At 36.7% G+C, this 17,031-nt stretch carries 11 protein-coding genes; 4 read left to right on the forward strand and 7 right to left on the reverse strand.

Annotation, left to right across the window (positions count from 1 at the left end; translation table 11 throughout):
- Positions 1-17: 17 nt before the first annotated feature.
- Genes ACN5J7_RS11975 through ACN5J7_RS11990 form a run of 4 tightly spaced genes read right to left on the reverse strand, consistent with a single transcriptional unit; the run spans position 18 to position 9,257 of the window.
- On the reverse strand, positions 18-1,934 hold the full coding sequence (locus ACN5J7_RS11975) for an OmpA family protein (RefSeq protein WP_418604068.1): 1,917 nt from the start codon (positions 1,932-1,934) through the stop codon (positions 18-20).
- An 18-nt stretch (positions 1,935-1,952) separates the two neighbouring features.
- Positions 1,953-2,882 carry a type IX secretion system membrane protein PorP/SprF gene (locus ACN5J7_RS11980; RefSeq protein WP_418604069.1) on the reverse strand — a complete coding sequence of 310 codons (930 nt, stop codon included), beginning with the start codon at positions 2,880-2,882 and terminating at the stop codon, positions 1,953-1,955.
- Between the two features lie 10 nt (positions 2,883-2,892).
- On the reverse strand, positions 2,893-8,715 hold the full coding sequence (locus ACN5J7_RS11985) for an HYR domain-containing protein (protein ID WP_418604070.1): 5,823 nt from the start codon (positions 8,713-8,715) through the stop codon (positions 2,893-2,895).
- 32 nt (positions 8,716-8,747) lie between these two features.
- Complete coding sequence (locus ACN5J7_RS11990; protein WP_418604071.1) at positions 8,748-9,257, reverse strand: hypothetical protein; 510 nt, start codon at positions 9,255-9,257, stop codon at positions 8,748-8,750.
- A 462-nt stretch (positions 9,258-9,719) separates the two neighbouring features.
- On the opposite strand from ACN5J7_RS11990, the gene ACN5J7_RS11995 reads away from it, so the two are divergent.
- The 4 genes from ACN5J7_RS11995 to ACN5J7_RS12010 all read left to right on the forward strand — a co-directional run bounded on the left by ACN5J7_RS11995 (position 9,720) and on the right by ACN5J7_RS12010 (position 13,957).
- Positions 9,720-10,205: a SixA phosphatase family protein gene (locus ACN5J7_RS11995; RefSeq protein ID WP_418604072.1), complete on the forward strand. Its 486-nt coding sequence runs from the start codon at positions 9,720-9,722 to the stop codon at positions 10,203-10,205.
- 82 nt (positions 10,206-10,287) lie between these two features.
- A complete protein-coding gene (gene ppk1 / locus ACN5J7_RS12000) occupies positions 10,288-12,351 on the forward strand; it encodes a polyphosphate kinase 1 (protein WP_418604073.1) in 2,064 nt (687 codons plus the stop codon).
- A 1-nt stretch (position 12,352) separates the two neighbouring features.
- A complete protein-coding gene (locus ACN5J7_RS12005) occupies positions 12,353-13,258 on the forward strand; it encodes a Ppx/GppA phosphatase family protein (RefSeq protein WP_418604074.1) in 906 nt (301 codons plus the stop codon).
- Between the two features lie 108 nt (positions 13,259-13,366).
- On the forward strand, positions 13,367-13,957 hold the full coding sequence (locus tag ACN5J7_RS12010) for a porin family protein (protein WP_418604075.1): 591 nt from the start codon (positions 13,367-13,369) through the stop codon (positions 13,955-13,957).
- Positions 13,958-14,027: 70 nt separating this feature from the next.
- On the opposite strand, the gene ACN5J7_RS12015 is transcribed toward ACN5J7_RS12010, so the two are convergent.
- Genes ACN5J7_RS12015 through ACN5J7_RS12025 form a run of 3 tightly spaced genes read right to left on the reverse strand, consistent with a single transcriptional unit; the run spans position 14,028 to position 16,922 of the window.
- Positions 14,028-14,609: a tRNA-(ms[2]io[6]A)-hydroxylase gene (locus ACN5J7_RS12015; RefSeq protein WP_311937791.1), complete on the reverse strand. Its 582-nt coding sequence runs from the start codon at positions 14,607-14,609 to the stop codon at positions 14,028-14,030.
- A 2-nt stretch (positions 14,610-14,611) separates the two neighbouring features.
- Positions 14,612-15,181, reverse strand: a complete 570-nt coding sequence (locus ACN5J7_RS12020; protein ID WP_418604076.1) for a hypothetical protein — start codon at positions 15,179-15,181, stop codon at positions 14,612-14,614.
- Positions 15,182-15,191: 10 nt separating this feature from the next.
- On the reverse strand, positions 15,192-16,922 hold the full coding sequence (locus tag ACN5J7_RS12025; protein WP_418604077.1) for a DNA polymerase III subunit gamma/tau: 1,731 nt from the start codon (positions 16,920-16,922) through the stop codon (positions 15,192-15,194).
- Positions 16,923-17,031: the final 109 nt, after the last annotated feature.

The raw sequence follows: 17,031 nt of genomic DNA on the forward strand, positions 1-17,031 counted from the left end.
GTTAGTATTGTGCGGTTTTATTCCATTTTTACAACTATAAATTGAGTACGTCTGTTTAATTGATGGTCTTCTTCTTCACATTTTTGTCCATCCTCACATCCGTTGGTTAATCTGCGCTCACCAAATCCTTGGTGTTCGGTAATTCTTTCAGGATCTACACCTTTCGATATTAAATACTCGTAGGTTGAATTGGCCCTGTCTATCGATAGTTTGTCGTTGTAAGATAATTCACCACGAGAATCGGTATGCGATTCTATTCTAATGACCATTTCTGGGTAATCATTCAACATTAAATTCACTATTTTATCCAATTCCAAAGCTGCATCTTGTCTAATATTGTGCTTATCAAAATCAAAATAAATGGTATTTAATTCGGCAAGTTTTACAACATTTGGCTTAGGGTTAAGCAATAAATTTGCTGTAATGGTTACAAGTTCTGTTTGCAGGTTTTTTGATGTAAACGTGCGATAATCATCAATATATTTATCTTGACTACCAACAATTTTATAATTTTGATTCCTGTCTATATTAATTTGATAGAAACCGTTTTCATCGGTTTCCATATAGGCTATTTGATTGTCTTTGTCATCATATAAAGTGATTACTGAATTGGCAATAGGTTTGGTGTTAATGGCATCGGTTACCACACCTTCAACTTGCATGATGGGTTCTCGGTAATACGCATAAATATCGTCATCGCCACGGCCACCTCTTCGGTTTGAAGCAAAATAACCCGTAATCCCGTTGGGATTCATTGTAAAAGAAAAATCATCACTATTGGAATTGACAGGAATACCTAAGTTTACAACATCAACAAAGTCATCATTTTCACCTTTAATAGTGGCGAAAATATCAAGCAAACCAAGACCTACGTGTCCATCGGATGAAAAAAACAGCACCCCTTCGTTATTAATAAATGGGAAACCTTCGGCGTTTTCGGTGTTTATAACATTTCCTAGATTTATGGGTTCTCCCAATGTGCCGTCAGGGTTGATATCAACAACATAAATATCCGATCCGCCAAAGCCACCAGGTCTATCTGATGCAAAATATAGTTTGGTGTCATCGCTATTTAATGCTGCGTGCTGTGTTGAAAAATCATCACTATTTATGGGTAAGTCTTCAATATTTGTCCAAACACTATCTTGTAATGTGGCACGGTATATTTTCATGGCCGTTAAGCCATTGTTGTCTTTTTTTCTAACTTGGTCGTTGTAGTTGTTTCTTGAGAAATACATGGTGCGACCATCTTTAGTTATGGTCACAGGGCCATCGTGATAAATAGAGTTTACATCGCCTTTTAGTTTTGCGGTGTGATCAACATTTCTTCGCGATCCTACTTTGGCTACATAAACATCTAAAAAGGGCTGTTCGTTCCAGCCATACAATCGTTTAACCGCGACACCTTCGTCTCTTGAAGATGCGAAATATACTTTTCCGTCGTGTTCAAACGCACCAAAATCGCTGTATTTTGAATTGAAGCGCACCCGATCTAAAAAGTACTGCTGTTTGGCGTTAAATACACTGGTAATAAAATTGACGTTTTTAGAAAAATCGTTAGCGTTTACCACACCTCCGGAATCTTTAAATCGCTGCAACCATATTTGCGATTCTTCATACTTTTTAATACCACGAAGGGATTGGGCGTAGCTGTAATAATACTCTATGGGTACATTATCTTGCTCAACCACTCTTTTATAATATCGAGAAGCTTTTTGTGGATTCCTTAAATAGGCATAACAATCGGCCAACTTTCTTGTGGCATAGTCTTTATTGTAGTTGTTTTCAATAAGATCTTGATAAACTTCTGCCGCTTTTACAAAAGAGAATTTATTGAATAACGTATCGGCTCTTTTTTGTTTTCCTTGTTGTGAAAAAGCAGAGATACTGAGCAATAAAGCTAAACAAATTACTATGTGGTTTTTTATTTTCATCTATACAATAATTTCTTATTAGAAATATCTAGGTGATTTTAATTTAGAACTTAAGAATTTGAATTCGTAAATTAATAAAATCTCGTGAGTTCCAGTGGTATATCTTGCGATATCTGAAATGGGTTTTTCATAAGCATACCCTACACGTAGTTGTCTTGACACTTGAAAATCGGCAAAACCTCCAATGGCTGCTGCTTCTCTGTTAAGTCGGTACGAACCGCCCAACCAAAATTTCTCATTAAAAAGGAAACTTCCGGTAAAATCGTAAGATATGGGTGCACCGTTGGTTGCTTTTAATAATACCGCAGGTTTAAGTTTTATGTTTTTACTTAAATCGACTACAAAACCACCAGTAAAATAGTAGCTAATTCGCTCTAAGGCCTCAAACTCTTTCTGTTGGTTGCTAAAATCGTTAGTTAATATTCTTGGTGCGGATAAACCTAAATACCAGCGGTTAGAGTGCCAAAAAACACCAGCACCGATATTTGGTGTCCATCTATCTTCGGTACCAAAAATTAAAGGGTCGTTTACATTGCCGGGATCATTACGAAAATCGGCATCAAAACTAAATTGGGTAAAACCGGCTTTTAAGCCAAATGCCAATTTACCATCTGTACCCGTTGGAATAGAATAAGAAAAATCACCATAAACATACGTGAAGTTTTGAGGACCTAAATCGTCTTCAATAAACGACAAGCCTAAACCAATTCTATCATTCCTAAGCGGTGTATGAATAGACAGTGTTTGTGTTATGGGACCGCCTTTAAAACCAACCCATTGACTTCTGTGTAATCCAACAACGCTTAATGCCTCTCTACTACCTGCATACGCTGGATTTACAGAGATTGTATTGAACATATACTGTGTGAATTGCGGTAACTGTTGTGCAACTCCAATCGTACAGCTGAACAATGCAATAGCGATTATGTTATGTTTAATAAGTTTCATAGGTTAAGTTTTATTTGGTTCCTAAGTAAATTGGACCGGTTAATGGTTTCAATCCACTGTTTTGTAAATGAATGATATAATAATAAGTTCCGTTCGGTAATTTACCATTGCCTCCTATTGATGATTTAGGTGAAGAGCCTCTCCAGCTACCAGATCCTTCGCCTACTTGATAGTTGTTGGATTCGTAAACTAAAGCACCCCAACGGTTAAAAATTTTAATGTCGGCAGTAAATCCGCATAATTCAATACCAGTTATATCAAAGGTCTCATTATAGCCATCACCGTTAGGTGTTAACGCTTTCGAGATTACAATATCGTTTTCACCACAAGGGAGTACCTCGCAGTAATTTAGTGTCACCACGATATCGGTAATACTTATACAACCTGCGTCTGTTGTTGTATATCTAAATCTGTAATCTATACCTGTTTGTACTGTAATTGAATCCCATTCTACATTTGTAGGATCAAAAACACTTCCAGTTAGTATGGCTCCCGAGCCGCCATCTATTAGTTCCCAAGTTCCGTTGGTGTTAAGGGTTTCGGGTGTGTAATTATTTAAATCTACAGCACCTTCATCGAAACACAAATCTGGAGCTACTATATCTATAAGAACTTCATCAAGCGATACATTTAACGTTTGCGTGTAGGATTCTTGATTTGCGCATTCATCGGTTACCGTCCAGGTTCGAATGATTTGATAATCTGTTAATGCAATTTCATCGAAGGTATTGGTTTCTTCAAAAACCACGGTTATACCGGCGCTAACAGAACAGTTATCGGAAAACTCTAAAGCCGGAGCATCAGGAACATCCGTACAGCTAACATCCAATGTTTCTTCAAAGGTTGTTGTTGGTGCTGGAGCCGTTGTGTCTTGAACCGTTATTATTTGTGTGTGCGTAGTAATCAATCCACAGGCATCCGTTGCCACCCAAGTTCGTGCAATGATATAGTTGTTTGCACAATTTCCGTTTGTTAAAGCATCACTTACCGCCACAGTGGCGTCACTACAATTGTCAATTGCTGTTAAGGTTGTAGCATTAGGGACAGCATCGCATTCTACGGTTATGTCTTCAGGTAAATCTTCTACAAATTCTGGTCTGGTTGTGTCTTGAACGGTTATGTTTTGTGTATGGACCGTTGTAAGCCCACTAGCATCTGTTGCAGTCCAAGTACGTACTAATGTGTAATTAGAAGCACAAGAACCATCTATTCTTTCTTCACTAAAAGTTACTTCGGCAGAACCACAATTATCGGTTGCCGTAAGTACTTCAGCATCTGGAATTTCGCTACATTCTACAGTTATATCAACAGGTAACGCTTCAACAAATATTGGGTCGATATTATCAATTACGGTTACAACTTGTGTACAGGTTACCGTGTTGCCAGCTTCATCGGTAATCGTCCATGTTACTATGGTATCACCTTGTGGAAAAGCAGTAGGGGCATCATTACTAATTGTAACTGATGTACAATCGGTGGCACTTGGTGTGCCTAAATCTACATTGGTTGCCGAACATAAACCTGCATCTACATTTACGGTAACATCAATTGGACACGTAATTGAAGGGTCAGCATCGTCAACTACTGTTACTGTTTGCGTACAAGTGGCTATGTTTCCAGAGCCATCGGTTACCGTCCAAGTTACTGTCGTATCGCCCAACGGATAGGTTGTTGGAGCATCGTTGGTTACGGTATCTACCGAACAATTGTCATCCGTCGTAGGTGTTCCTAAATTTACGCTAGAAGCCGTACATAATCCTGGATCCACATTTACTGAAACATCAGCAGGACATATTATAGTTGGGTTAATATTATCGGTTACCGTTACTGTTTGGGTGCAAGTAGCGGTGTTACCAGAGCCATCGATTACCGTCCAAGTTACAGTGGTAGCTCCTAAAGGAAATACTGCTGGCGCATCGTTGGTTACGGTATCCACTGAACAGTTATCGTCTGTAGTTGGTGCACCTAAGTTTACGTTAGACGCCGTACATAATCCGGTATCTACATTTACCGAAACATCTGCAGGACAGGTAATTGTTGGGTCAATATCATCAGATACCGTTACTGTTTGTGTACAAGTTGCTGTGTTTCCTGAACCATCGGTGACTGTCCACGTTACAATGGTGTCACCTAAAGGAAACACTGCTGGCGCATCGTTGGTTACAGTGTCAACTGAACAATTATCGTCAGTTGTTGGTGTACCTAAGTTTACGCTAGACGCGGTACATAAACCAGCATCTACATTTAAAGATATGTTTGATGGACAAGAAATGGTTGGGTCAATATCATCAGTTACCGTTACTATTTGTGTACAAGTTGCTGTGTTGCCCGAGCCATCTGTTACTGTCCAAGTTACTGTGGTATTACCCAATGGGTATATCTCAGGTGCATCGTTGGTTACGGAGTCTACTGAACAATTATCGTCTGTTACTGGTGTGCCTAAGGTTACGCCCGACGCTGTACATAAACCAGCATCAACATTAACTGAAACATTCGCCTGACAAGTAATAGTTGGGTTTATAGTGTCTTCGACGATTACATTTTGATCAACATCAATGATATTGCCGTTACCATCGTCAAAAGTCCATGTAATAGTAAAGGTTCCTTGGGTGTTATAGGTTAGCGGATCGTTTGTTGTACCTGTAATTGAAGTGCCATTACAATTATCTGTAATTACGGGTGCAGTTGCGGTTACCGAACATTGTCCTATTAAATCCGGAAGGGTTGGTTCTTGAGGTGCAGTTGTGTCATCAACAATTACTGTTTGACCCACATCGATACTGTTACCGTTGCCGTCATCAAATGTCCAGGTGATTACAAACGTACCCTGAGTATTATAGGTAGTGGGGTCCGTTGTAGTACCTGTAATAGTGCCGGAACAGTTATCATTTGTAGTAGGTGCTATTGCCGTTACGCCACATTGCCCGGTTAAATCTTCCAATCTCGGGGTGTCTGGATTTGTTGTATCATTTACAATTACCGTTTGATCAACATCGATACTGTTACCGTTACCATCGTCGAAGGTCCATGTAATGGTAAACGTGCCCTGTGAGTTATAGGTTGTAGGATCTGTTGTTGTTGCAGTGATTGTGCCCAAACAGTTATCATTTGTTATTGGTGCGGTAGCTGTTACCGAACACTCACCTGTTAAATCTGACAAGATTGGAGCAACTGGGTTTGTAGTATCATTTACAATGACGTTTTGATCAACATCAATGCTATTGCCGTTGCCATCGTCAAATGTCCAAGTGATTACAAATGTGCCTTGTGTATTATAGGTTAATGGGTCGCTAGTTGTTCCAGAAATTGCAGAACCATTACAATTATCTGCAATTATAGGTACAGGTGCAGTAACCGAGCATTGCCCTATTAAATCAGCAAGGGTTGGTGCTTCGGGTTCTGTGGTGTCATCGACAATTACTGTTTGATCAACATCAATACTATTGCCGTTACCATCGTCAAAGGTCCAAGTGATTACAAATGTACCTTGTGTATTATAAGTTAACGGGTCTGTAGTTGTACCTGTAATGGTGCCAGAACAGTTATCCTCTGTAGTTGGCGCCGTTGCGGTTACACTACATTGCCCTGTTAAAACCGCTAGTCTTGGTGTATCTGGATCAGTGGTATCATTAACAATGACGTTTTGATCAACATCAATGCTATTGCCGTTGCCATCGTCAAAGGTCCAAGTGATAACAAATGTGCCTTGTGTATTATAGGTTAATGGGTCTGAAGTTGTACCCGTAATGATTCCCGAACAAGCATCACCTGCAGTTGGTACCGTTGCGGTTACCGAACACTGCCCTGTTAAATCGGGTAGTGTTGGTGTACTCGGGCCTGTTGTATCGGTAATGGTTATGGTCTGTGTTACATTAATTGAATTGTTACAATCATCGGTTACGCTATATGTTCTCGTAATAATTTCAGGGTTTGTACCACCATCCGAAACATCGGAGACGAATGCTACTGTAGGGGTAAAACCAGAATTATCAGCTTCATCGGTAACTACCAAAACATCTGGAGGAGGTATAGTGCCACCACATTCAATATCAACGGGAGCAGGGTTACTTGCTGTTGGCGGTTCATTTATATAATCTAAATAGTTGATGCCTATGATAATAGGAGTAGGTATTGGCTCTCCGGCACAATTTCCTGTGGTTTCATAGCCTTGTATCAACGGAAAATCAAACGGAACATTAGATACAGCACCAACACCCGTTATGGTTCCACTGAGTGAAACATTAGGATCAAAAGAGGGGTCGGTTAACATGGTACAATCCCGAGTTACCGTTAGACTAAAACTAATAGTTGCCAACACATCATCTGGAGAAGGGGGAACAGGTAATGTGCCTAAATCCCATATTATAGATCCGTTTGGACCAAATCCTGGACCTGTCATGTAAATAGGATTGTTTGTTGTTGAAAATATACCGGGATTGGGAAAGCCTGTTGAAATATTTAAATTACTTGGGTCTATAGTTTCAGGTATAGGAATGGTAATTAGCGTATTATCTGTAGCTTCGGTTCCCGTATTTCTTATTTCAAGTGTGTATTCTGAAAATTGCCCCGGTTCCAAAATGTCTGGTGGGTTAGGGGTATTTCCGTTAACAGAAGTTATATTTAGTACACCTTCTGGTTCTGGAACATAGGCATCAACAGCAAAGGTTACATTAAAAATGGTATAGGTATCTTGAAAAGTACCATAATTAAATGATGTTTGAGTTTGCCCATTAGCAATTATACTGTTTCCTGTATTATCAACATCAAACATGACTACATCTATACCTGTATTATTGTATAGGTTCGGATCACGGGCGTTACCATCAGTTAAAATAGATCCAGTAAAAAAATTATCAGGGGTATTATTTGAATGTGATAAAGGAATATAAGTTGGTGTGTTTAGTTGTTGGATTGAAAAGAAATCGCCTATAAAGCCTCTTTCGCCTTCACCACCCATAATACCTAATTTTAAGTTTACTTCACCGCTTTGAGCAGCGTTAAAACCGGATACCGGTATTGTAAAAACATCGGCATTAGCACTTCTCACGAAAGCATAGCCATCAAAAACAGTAACGTCCCTCCATTTCATTTTTGAGTTTTCGTACACTACAACCATGCCCCAGCCACCAGATAGTCCTGTGCCATCTATTGTTCCTTCTCTAGTTGGTAAATCGCCAACAAAATATTCACCAATACCATTTAATTGTACGTAGTCGGTAATTTCAACATAGCCAGTAAATATATTTCTATATATGTCTTCAGGAAATAAAATGCTATTTGCGGGTGTCGCGGTAAATGTTGTATAATCGGTTGCGTCTGGCCCTTTAATGCGAATTCTGCGTTTATCGAATTGTTTTGTAACTCCATTTTTGGTTACGTTAAATGTATTGGGGTCACCATCACCATCAGCATCTGCATCAACGCCTTGATCGACTCTTCCAGTCCAATAGATACCCGCATAAATAATTTTTGAACAGCCAGGATCTGCTCTATTCTCAGTTGATAGAGCAAGTGTTGCAGAAGAAGAGTTAAAAGTATCAAATGTGTTGCCAGGAAAAACCACATCATCACGATCAACAAATCTCATGTCTTCGTTGTTGTTACCAGTATCAGAGTAATTAACTAAGGTCAGGTTTGTATTGCCCATCATAGTAAAATCACCTTTTATAGTATATATGGTTTTGCTGGGCGAGTTTACAGAGGTTCTTGGAGTAAAATCCACCTCTACTTGACCATAACTATTTGAAGAAAACAAAAAAAGAATACAGGCAATTACGATGATTTTCGCATAGCCAGTATTAATTAATGCTTTAGTAGCGTATAGTTTTTTCATGTGTTAATCTTTAAAAATTAATCTTGTGCTTTTTATGATGGTATTTCGGTCGAATAAAAAACCCTTACATTAGAGTTTGATGTTATAAATTTTTCTATTTGGTCAGCTGTACATTTAAAATAACATTTTATAAATACATATTTAAGCTTACCAAGGTTCTTATTTACGGTTAAATCCAATCTATTATTCAAATCACTTTGCTTTTTTAAAGTTATGGTAATTAACTCGACATTGTTATAGTCGCTATTGTTTAACACACCAAAAGATTGACTATCGCCAAAAGTTATCTTCTGCACTGTGCCTTCGCCATAAATTTTACTAATAGCATTGTTATTAATATATGCTGTTGTATGTAGGTTTTGTGCCAACTTATAAAAACCATCTCTGTCGTTCGACTTAGTTACCGCAGTTTTTAATAGGGTGTTATTGTTCGTAATCTCGAAAATACCATATTCTTGGGCTGTAGCATTTTCTACAGTTAATATAGACACAATGCAGGTAAGCAGTAAAGTGTAATAGGTTAAAGCTGATTTATTTTTCATAATAATTAAATTTAAAACTATACTATTATAAACACTGTGGTTGTTTTTTTAATTACAATAAGTAACTGAAAAAACACGGCAGAGTAAAAATTTTTGAGGGAAAAAATTGTGAGGGAAAACATTGAAAATCAATGTTGTATTAAATATGCAAATTGGATTCGGGATCATAGCTTGTCTAAATTTTTAAGTAGGTAAGACAAAAAAACGTATATGAATCTGCTTTATCAAAAAAAAATGTTAAATCACTTATAAATTCGTTAAAAAGGCAGTGGTCAACATTTTGTCGGTTTAATAAATCAACTCAACGACCTCAATATGCAAACAAAAACTTATTGTTTTGCTTAAAATTTTCTCCATTCCTTTTTTTTAATTAAATTTCTAAAATATTAAAATACAAATAAATTGGTTTTCATCGATAAAAACAACCTTTAATCGATGAAAAATGCATTTAATCGAATTGTTATGAAAACATTGATATTAGTTCGCCACGCAAAATCCTCTTGGAAACACAACGTTATTGATCATGAAAGGCCTTTAAACAAAAGGGGGCAAAATGATACTGAAATTGTTTCTAAGTATTTGAAATCAAGCGATTTAAAAATTGATAAAGTGCTATCAAGCGATGCCGTTCGTGCAAAAACCACGGCAGAAGCTTTTGTTTTAAACCTAGAAATAGATAAAAACATAATGGATTTAGATCATAATTTATATGATTTTTCAGGATACAATCTCATTAAAACCATTAAGGACATTGATGCTTCAGTTAACAACCTCATGGTTTTTGGCCATAATCACGCCATTACGGATTTTGTTAATACTTATGGCGATAAGCCCATTGATAACGTACCAACCTGTGGCGTAACAATTATTGATTTCGACATTGATAATTGGGCAGATTTAAACTCAGGGAAAACCGTTTACACGTTGTTCCCCAAGGATTTGAAGTAATCCCTGTTTTTATACAGAAATTCCGTATAAATTATTAGAGCAAATAGAATATATTTGTTATCATATTCCCTTAATTAAAAACATGACGAAAGCCGAAAAACACAACAATAGTTATATAAATAGAGAAATAAGCTGGTTGCAATTTAATGCCAGGGTTTTACAAGAGGCCACAGACGAGACCGTACCATTAATAGAGCGTTTGCGTTTTTTGGGTATTTTTTCGAATAACTTAGATGAGTTTTTTAAAGTGCGCTACGCCACCGTGAAACGTATTGTAGAAGCGGGCAAAGGCGGTAAAAACGAACTTGGGGGCATTAAAGCAAAGGAGTTGTTGGAAATTATTACTCAAATTGTTATTAAACAACAAAGCGAGAGTTTGGGTATTTTAGATACGATAAAATCTAAATTGGAAAATGAAAACATTTATATAATTGATGAAACCCAAATTGACAATGCCCAACACAATTTTATAAAAAAGTATTTTGTTCAAAATGTAAGTCCTGCGCTGGTTACAATCATTTTAAATGATTTGGTGCAGCTACCAAACTTAAAAGACTCTGGCGCTTATTTGGCAGTTAGAATGTTAATGGCAAATGGCCATAAACAATTTGCACTTTTGGAAATACCAAAGTCCATTAACCGATTTGTGGTGTTGCCAAAACAGGGCGATAAACGCTATATAATTTTAATTGATGATTTATTGCGCCATTGTTTAGGCGACATATTTAATATTTTCGATTACAAAAGCATATCGGCGCACATGATTAAAATATCGCGTGATGCGGAATTGGATTTTGAAAGTGATTTAAGTAAAAGTTTTATCGAAAAAATATCCGATAGTGTAAAGCATAGGCAAATAGGTGAACCCGTAAGATTTGTTTACGATAAAACCATTGATGACGATACTTTGGAGTATTTAATGACAAAGATGGAAATTGATGATACCGATAGTATTATTCCCGGAGGCCGTTATCACAACCGGCGCGATTACATGAGTTTTCCAAGTTTAGGAAGAACAGATCTCCTTTACGATAAAATAGAACCTTTGCCCATTGAAGGCCTGAGTTTCGAATCCAGTATTTTTGAAGCTATTGCCACCAAGGAATATTTGCTTTACGCACCGTATCATACGTTTTCTTATGTTGTTAAGTTTTTAAGGGAAGCTGCTTTGGATCCGCAGGTAAAAACCATTAAAATTACCATTTACCGTTTGGCCGAAATCTCGCATGTGGCAAGTTCGCTAATAAACGCTGCCATTAACGGTAAAACGGTTACTGTTTCAATTGAATTGCAGGCCCGTTTTGATGAGGAAGCCAATATTAATTACGCGCAACAAATGGAAGATGAGGGCGTCAACTTAATCTTTGGTGTTCAAGGTTTAAAAGTGCACAGTAAAATGTGTGTTATTGAACGTGAGGAAAAAAATAAAATAAAACGCTACGGCTTTATAAGTACTGGGAATTTTAACGAATCGACAGCCAAAATATACACCGATCACACGTTTTTTACTTCAGACCAAAGTATCCTAAAAGACGTCAATAAAATTTTTAATTTTTTTGATGCCAATTATAAAATATTCAGATACAAACACTTAATTACTTCGCCCCACAATACGCAAAAAGCCGTTTTCAAATTAATAGATGCAGAAATTGAAAAGGTTAAAAAGGGAGAATCGGGTAGAATCCGTTTAAAAATGAACAGTATTTCCAGTTATGTGATGATTGATAAATTATACCAAGCTAGTAGGGCAGGTGTTAAAATTCAAATGATAGTTAGAGGTATTTGCTGTTTGATTCCCGGGGTGAAAGGGATGAGCGACAATATCGAAATTATTAGTGTGGTGGATAAATTTTTAGAACACTCCAGACTTTATATCTTTGGTGAAGACCACAACAGTAAAGTATACATTTCTTCAGCAGATTGGATGACGAGAAATATTGATAATAGGGTAGAGGTCAGCTGTCCTATTTATAACGACGCCATAAAACAAGAAATAATTGATACTTATAAAATCTGTTGGAACGACAATGTAAAGGCTAGATTGTTAAACACAGCAAAAGAAAATGAATACCGCATAAACGATAAACCAAAAGTAAGGTCACAAATTGCTATTTACGATTATTATTTAAACAAGTTGCAAAAATAATATGCTTTCAATAAAAAAATACGCCGCCATTGATATAGGCTCAAATGCTGTACGACTACTAATTTCAAACATTATTGAAGAAAAAGGGAAACCGGTGCTGTTTAAAAAAAACTCATTAGTGCGTGTCCCCATTCGATTAGGTGCCGATGTTTTTATTAAGCAAAAAATCTCTAAAGAAAACACCCAGCGTATTTTAGACACCATGTTGGCCTTTAAGCTTTTAATGAAATCGCATAAAGTAGTAAAATACAAAGCCTGTGCTACATCGGCGATGCGGGAATCTTCCAATGGCAAAAAAATAGTCGACTTGGTTTTAAAACATTCAGAAATTAGTATTGATGTCATTGAAGGTGAAGAAGAAGCAGCCATTATTGCCGCAACCGATTTGAATAAATTTATAGACGATAACAAAACCTATTTGTATGTAGATGTTGGTGGTGGTAGTACTGAGTTTAGTATTATTCATCGTGGAAAACAAGAGGCTTCAAAATCGTTTAAAATAGGAACGGTAAGGCTTCTTAACGACATGGTTAAAAAGGAAGCTTGGGAAGAATTAGAGCATTGGATTAAAACCAGTGTAAAGAATTACGATAAAATAGATGTTTTGGGTTCTGGTGGTAACATCAATAAAATATTCAAAATATCGGGTAAATCCATGGGTAAACCCTTAACATACTTTTACCTAAGTTCTTATTACCATTTGTTGCAAAGCTATTCTTATGAAGAGCGAATCACCGAACTTTCTTTAAATCAAGACCGTGCCGATGTTATTATTCCTGCCATGCGTATTTATCTTTCTGCCATGAAGTGGAGTGGTTCAAAATACATATATGTTCCAAAAATAGGACTTGCCGATGGCATTATAAAAAGTATTTATTACGATACCGTTTCTAGCAATACACAGTAAAATTTTACCATTCATCTTTTAAAATACGGGTATTATCATTTTATAATATATATTGGTCAACCTAATAATTACTAGAGTTTTAAACCCCAACCTATTAAATAATAACTTATGAAAAAATTAATACTATTTACAGTACTACTTGGTTTTTCGTTTTTTGGATTTTCTCAAGATAAAGATTCTGAAAAAGCTGCAGACTCGGTTAAGGTGAAGTCGAAAGGCACAGCATTTCAAGGTGTGATGTACGGTGTACGCGGTGGTTATAATATTTCCAATCTTAGTTTTGATACGGCTCCAAACATGGTAAACAAGCATAGAAACAGCATATTTGTTGGTTTTTTTGCTAACATTGGTTTATCAAATACAATTTCATTAATGCCAGAAATACAATTTTCTGCTGAAGGTGCAAACGACGAAAAATTACATTTAGATTATATTCAAGCACCCATTTTTTTCAGATTTAGGCTTAGCGAAAAAATACATATCGGCGCTGGACCCCAAGTTAGTTTAAAAGTTCATAAAGTTGATGATGGTATAAAAAACTTTGCCTATTCGGGCGTTGGCGGCATTGAATTCAAGTTATCGCACATGCTTTTTGCCGATTTAAGATATACCTATGGCTTTACAAATGTTTTTGACGACTATTTAAATGTTGAAGCCAAAAACTCGAACATTCAAATTGGTATTGGTTATAAATTTTAACACTTATTGTGTTTAATTTTTTAACACTTTTAGTGTTATACTTTTAACACTTTTAGTGTTTAACTAACGTTTAACCATGAATGGTTTCGGATTTTCCGAGATTAGCCATAATTTTACTCTCATATTCAAGAAGTTGTTGCCATTTGGTGTCAACTTCTTTTTTATTGCCGTACTGTCTGGCAAAGCCTAAAAACATAGTGTAGTGATTTGCTTCGCTTACCATGAGTTTTCTGTAAAAATCGGCCAATTCTTTGTCCTGCAATTCCTCAGAAAGCAATCTAAAACGCTCACAGCTTCTAGCTTCAATTAAAGCCGCATATAGCAACCGGTGCACAAGTTGTGTGGTTCTGCTGCCGCCTTTTGGAAAAAATTTAAGCAATTGCACCACATAATCATCGCGTCGGTCTCTACCTAAAGTCCAACCACGTTTTAATATAATGTCGTGTACCATCTTAAAATGGCTGATTTCCTCTTTTACCAAAGCCACCATTTCCTGCACCAAATCGGTGTATTCGGGGAAGCTTACAATTAAGGATATGGCGGTGCTTGTTGCCTTTTGCTCACAAAAAGCATGATCGGTGAGGATGTCTTCAATATTTTTTTCTACAATGTTAACCCAACGCGGATCGGTTGGCAATTTTAATCCTAGCATAATTATAGTACGTTTTCAAGAAGATTGATTTCTTTTATTTTAACCGCACCAAAGTTATCAATTATTATGCTAAAGTCTTTGTAAATATCTGTTTTCGGAATGTTAAAAGAAGTGTTAATGGTTATAAAATCGGCGGTTGAGTTTTCATAATCTATCCAAACAAACTGCATGATGGCTTGTTTCCAAAAAGCAGGAGTTTCATGTTTTTTGAAGACGTCTTTATTGATAACATATTGAGCGATTAATTGGTTGTTTTTTAAGACTTGAAACTGAGCTTCAAAATTTTTAAAATGAAGTGTTTTATTTGTTTCGTTTGAAGTCTTTATCGTTTTTGACGAATACGCTTTGTCGAGCGCATAGTATTGTATTTTAACCTGAAAACCGGTACTTAAAATGGTGTCTGTTAAAATCTCGGTACGTTGTTCGGGGATGTATTTTATTTCCTCGGAAAAAGAATCAAACAGTTTGTTTTCCTTTAAAACCTCGGCATTGGTTTTATGTATTCTGTCACGTCCATCACAACTTATTAAAGTGATAATTAATGCGCAACATAAAATAGATAAATTCCTCATAAATAACAGTTTATATATCTAGCCCAAAAGTGTTCTTTAAAGTTTCTATATTCGGGTTTTTAGCCTTTAGTTTTTCAAATTTATCCGCACTTGTATAGGCGTATTTTTTTTCTAAAACCTCATTTACGGTAATCGATAAATTGATGTCAAAATTATTTAAGGTCTTTCTTATATAGCCCAATAAATCGAATTGCTGACGTTCGACTTCCAACTTGTTGGTTTCGTTGGGAAATTCCAAATGAATCGTCGTGTCTTTTAATTTGGGTTTATCAATCCGCAAAATAGAAGCTAGATTGTACTGCCCTTTGTCTTCAACAATTTTAACATAGGCATTCCAAGTGTCTACCATTTGCTTTTCGGTAAAAGCATCTTTGGGTAGATTTTCTTCATCAATAACAACATCCATTTGCCGTATTTGATGTTCTTTTTTAGCCCTAATACTGCTTAACGACAATCCAGAAGTACGCTTGTTATCTTGCTTTAAAACAATTTTTGGTGGTTCTTTTACCTGTAAACTAGCAACCGCGGCGGGCACCTCTGCTTTTTTAGCAATGGTTTCCGAGGCTTCATGGTTTACTTGGTTATCGGCAGCTTTTGAAGGCACGGTAACGGGAATAGGTGTGATGCCCTTATTTTTAAAATACGAAGGCGGTATTATGTAATGTTTGCTATTTTTTTTTTCTCCATCAAAAGTGATAGAGGCAAGCTGCATTAAACAAAGCTCAACAAGTAAGCGTTGGTTTTTACTGGTTTTATACTTGAGGTCGCATTCGTTGGCGAGATTTATAGCTTGCATTAAAAAAGCTTGCGAGGCTTTTTTGGATTGCTCTAAATATTTGTTTTTGGTTTTTTCGCCAACTTCGAGCAGTTCGATGGTTTCTGGGGTTTTACTAACCAGTAAATCCCTAAAATGCGACGCTAATCCCGCTATATAATGATGGCCGTCAAACCCTTTTGAAAGCGTATTGTTAAACTGAATTAATAATTCAGGGATTTTATTTTCTAAAATAAGGTCGGTGCTCGTAAAATAGGTTTCGTAATCCAGCACGTTTAAATTCTCGGTAACCGCTTGTCGTGTTAAATTTTTGCCCGAAAAGCTAACCACACGATCAAAAATAGAAAGCGCATCGCGCATGGCACCATCTGCTTTTTGTGCGATAATGTGTAGCGCGTCATCCTCGGCAGTTATACCTTGTTCTTCAGCAATGTATTTTAAATATGCCTTGGCATCTTTAACGGTAATGCGTTTAAAATCGAAAATCTGGCAACGCGATAAAATCGTTGGGATTATTTTGTGTTTCTCGGTAGTAGCGAGAATAAAAATACAGTGTTTTGGTGGCTCTTCTAAGGTTTTTAAAAAGGCATTAAAAGCTGCTTGCGATAGCATGTGCACCTCATCAATAATATACACTTTGTATTTGCCCACTTGTGGCGGAATACGAACCTGATCGGTTAAATTTCTAATATCATCAACCGAGTTGTTTGAAGCCGCATCCAATTCAAAAATATTAAAAGCGAAATCTTCGTCACCTGTTTCGGTACCATCGCTATTAATCATTTTAGCCAATATACGGGCACAGGTTGTTTTACCAACACCACGAGGACCAGTAAATAATAGAGCTTGTGCTAAATGGTTGTTTTCAATAGCATTTAACAGGGTGTTTGTAATAGCTTGCTGCCCCACCACGTCTTTAAACGTTTGGGGTCTGTACTTACGTGCCGATACTACAAAGTGCTCCAATGTTATTATTGCTTTTTGAATAGATAACAAAGTTAAAAATTCAATTTTGAATTCAGTATTTTGAACTTAGAATTTAATAGGAGTTATTAACAAGTTATTGTTGTTAAGT

The organism is Hwangdonia sp. (genome assembly GCF_048381975.1).
Lineage (GTDB): Bacteria > Bacteroidota > Bacteroidia > Flavobacteriales > Flavobacteriaceae > Hwangdonia > Hwangdonia seohaensis.

What these genes read in the sequence shown, in the direction of transcription:
- ACN5J7_RS11990 (WP_418604071.1), bottom strand. Translation starts at nt 9,257, where the DNA reads ATGAAAAATAAATCAGCTTTAACCTATTACACTTTACTGCTTACCTGC.
- ACN5J7_RS12020 (WP_418604076.1), bottom strand. Translation starts at nt 15,181, where the DNA reads ATGAGGAATTTATCTATTTTATGTTGCGCATTAATTATCACTTTAATA.
- ppk1 (WP_418604073.1), top strand. Translation starts at nt 10,288, where the DNA reads ATGACGAAAGCCGAAAAACACAACAATAGTTATATAAATAGAGAAATA.
- ACN5J7_RS11995 (WP_418604072.1), top strand. Translation starts at nt 9,720, where the DNA reads ATGAAAACATTGATATTAGTTCGCCACGCAAAATCCTCTTGGAAACAC.
- ACN5J7_RS11985 (WP_418604070.1), bottom strand. Translation starts at nt 8,715, where the DNA reads ATGAAAAAACTATACGCTACTAAAGCATTAATTAATACTGGCTATGCG.
- ACN5J7_RS12010 (WP_418604075.1), top strand. Translation starts at nt 13,367, where the DNA reads ATGAAAAAATTAATACTATTTACAGTACTACTTGGTTTTTCGTTTTTT.
- ACN5J7_RS12015 (WP_311937791.1), bottom strand. Translation starts at nt 14,609, where the DNA reads ATGCTAGGATTAAAATTGCCAACCGATCCGCGTTGGGTTAACATTGTA.
- ACN5J7_RS11975 (WP_418604068.1), bottom strand. Translation starts at nt 1,934, where the DNA reads ATGAAAATAAAAAACCACATAGTAATTTGTTTAGCTTTATTGCTCAGT.
- ACN5J7_RS11980 (WP_418604069.1), bottom strand. Translation starts at nt 2,882, where the DNA reads ATGAAACTTATTAAACATAACATAATCGCTATTGCATTGTTCAGCTGT.
- ACN5J7_RS12005 (WP_418604074.1), top strand. Translation starts at nt 12,353, where the DNA reads ATGCTTTCAATAAAAAAATACGCCGCCATTGATATAGGCTCAAATGCT.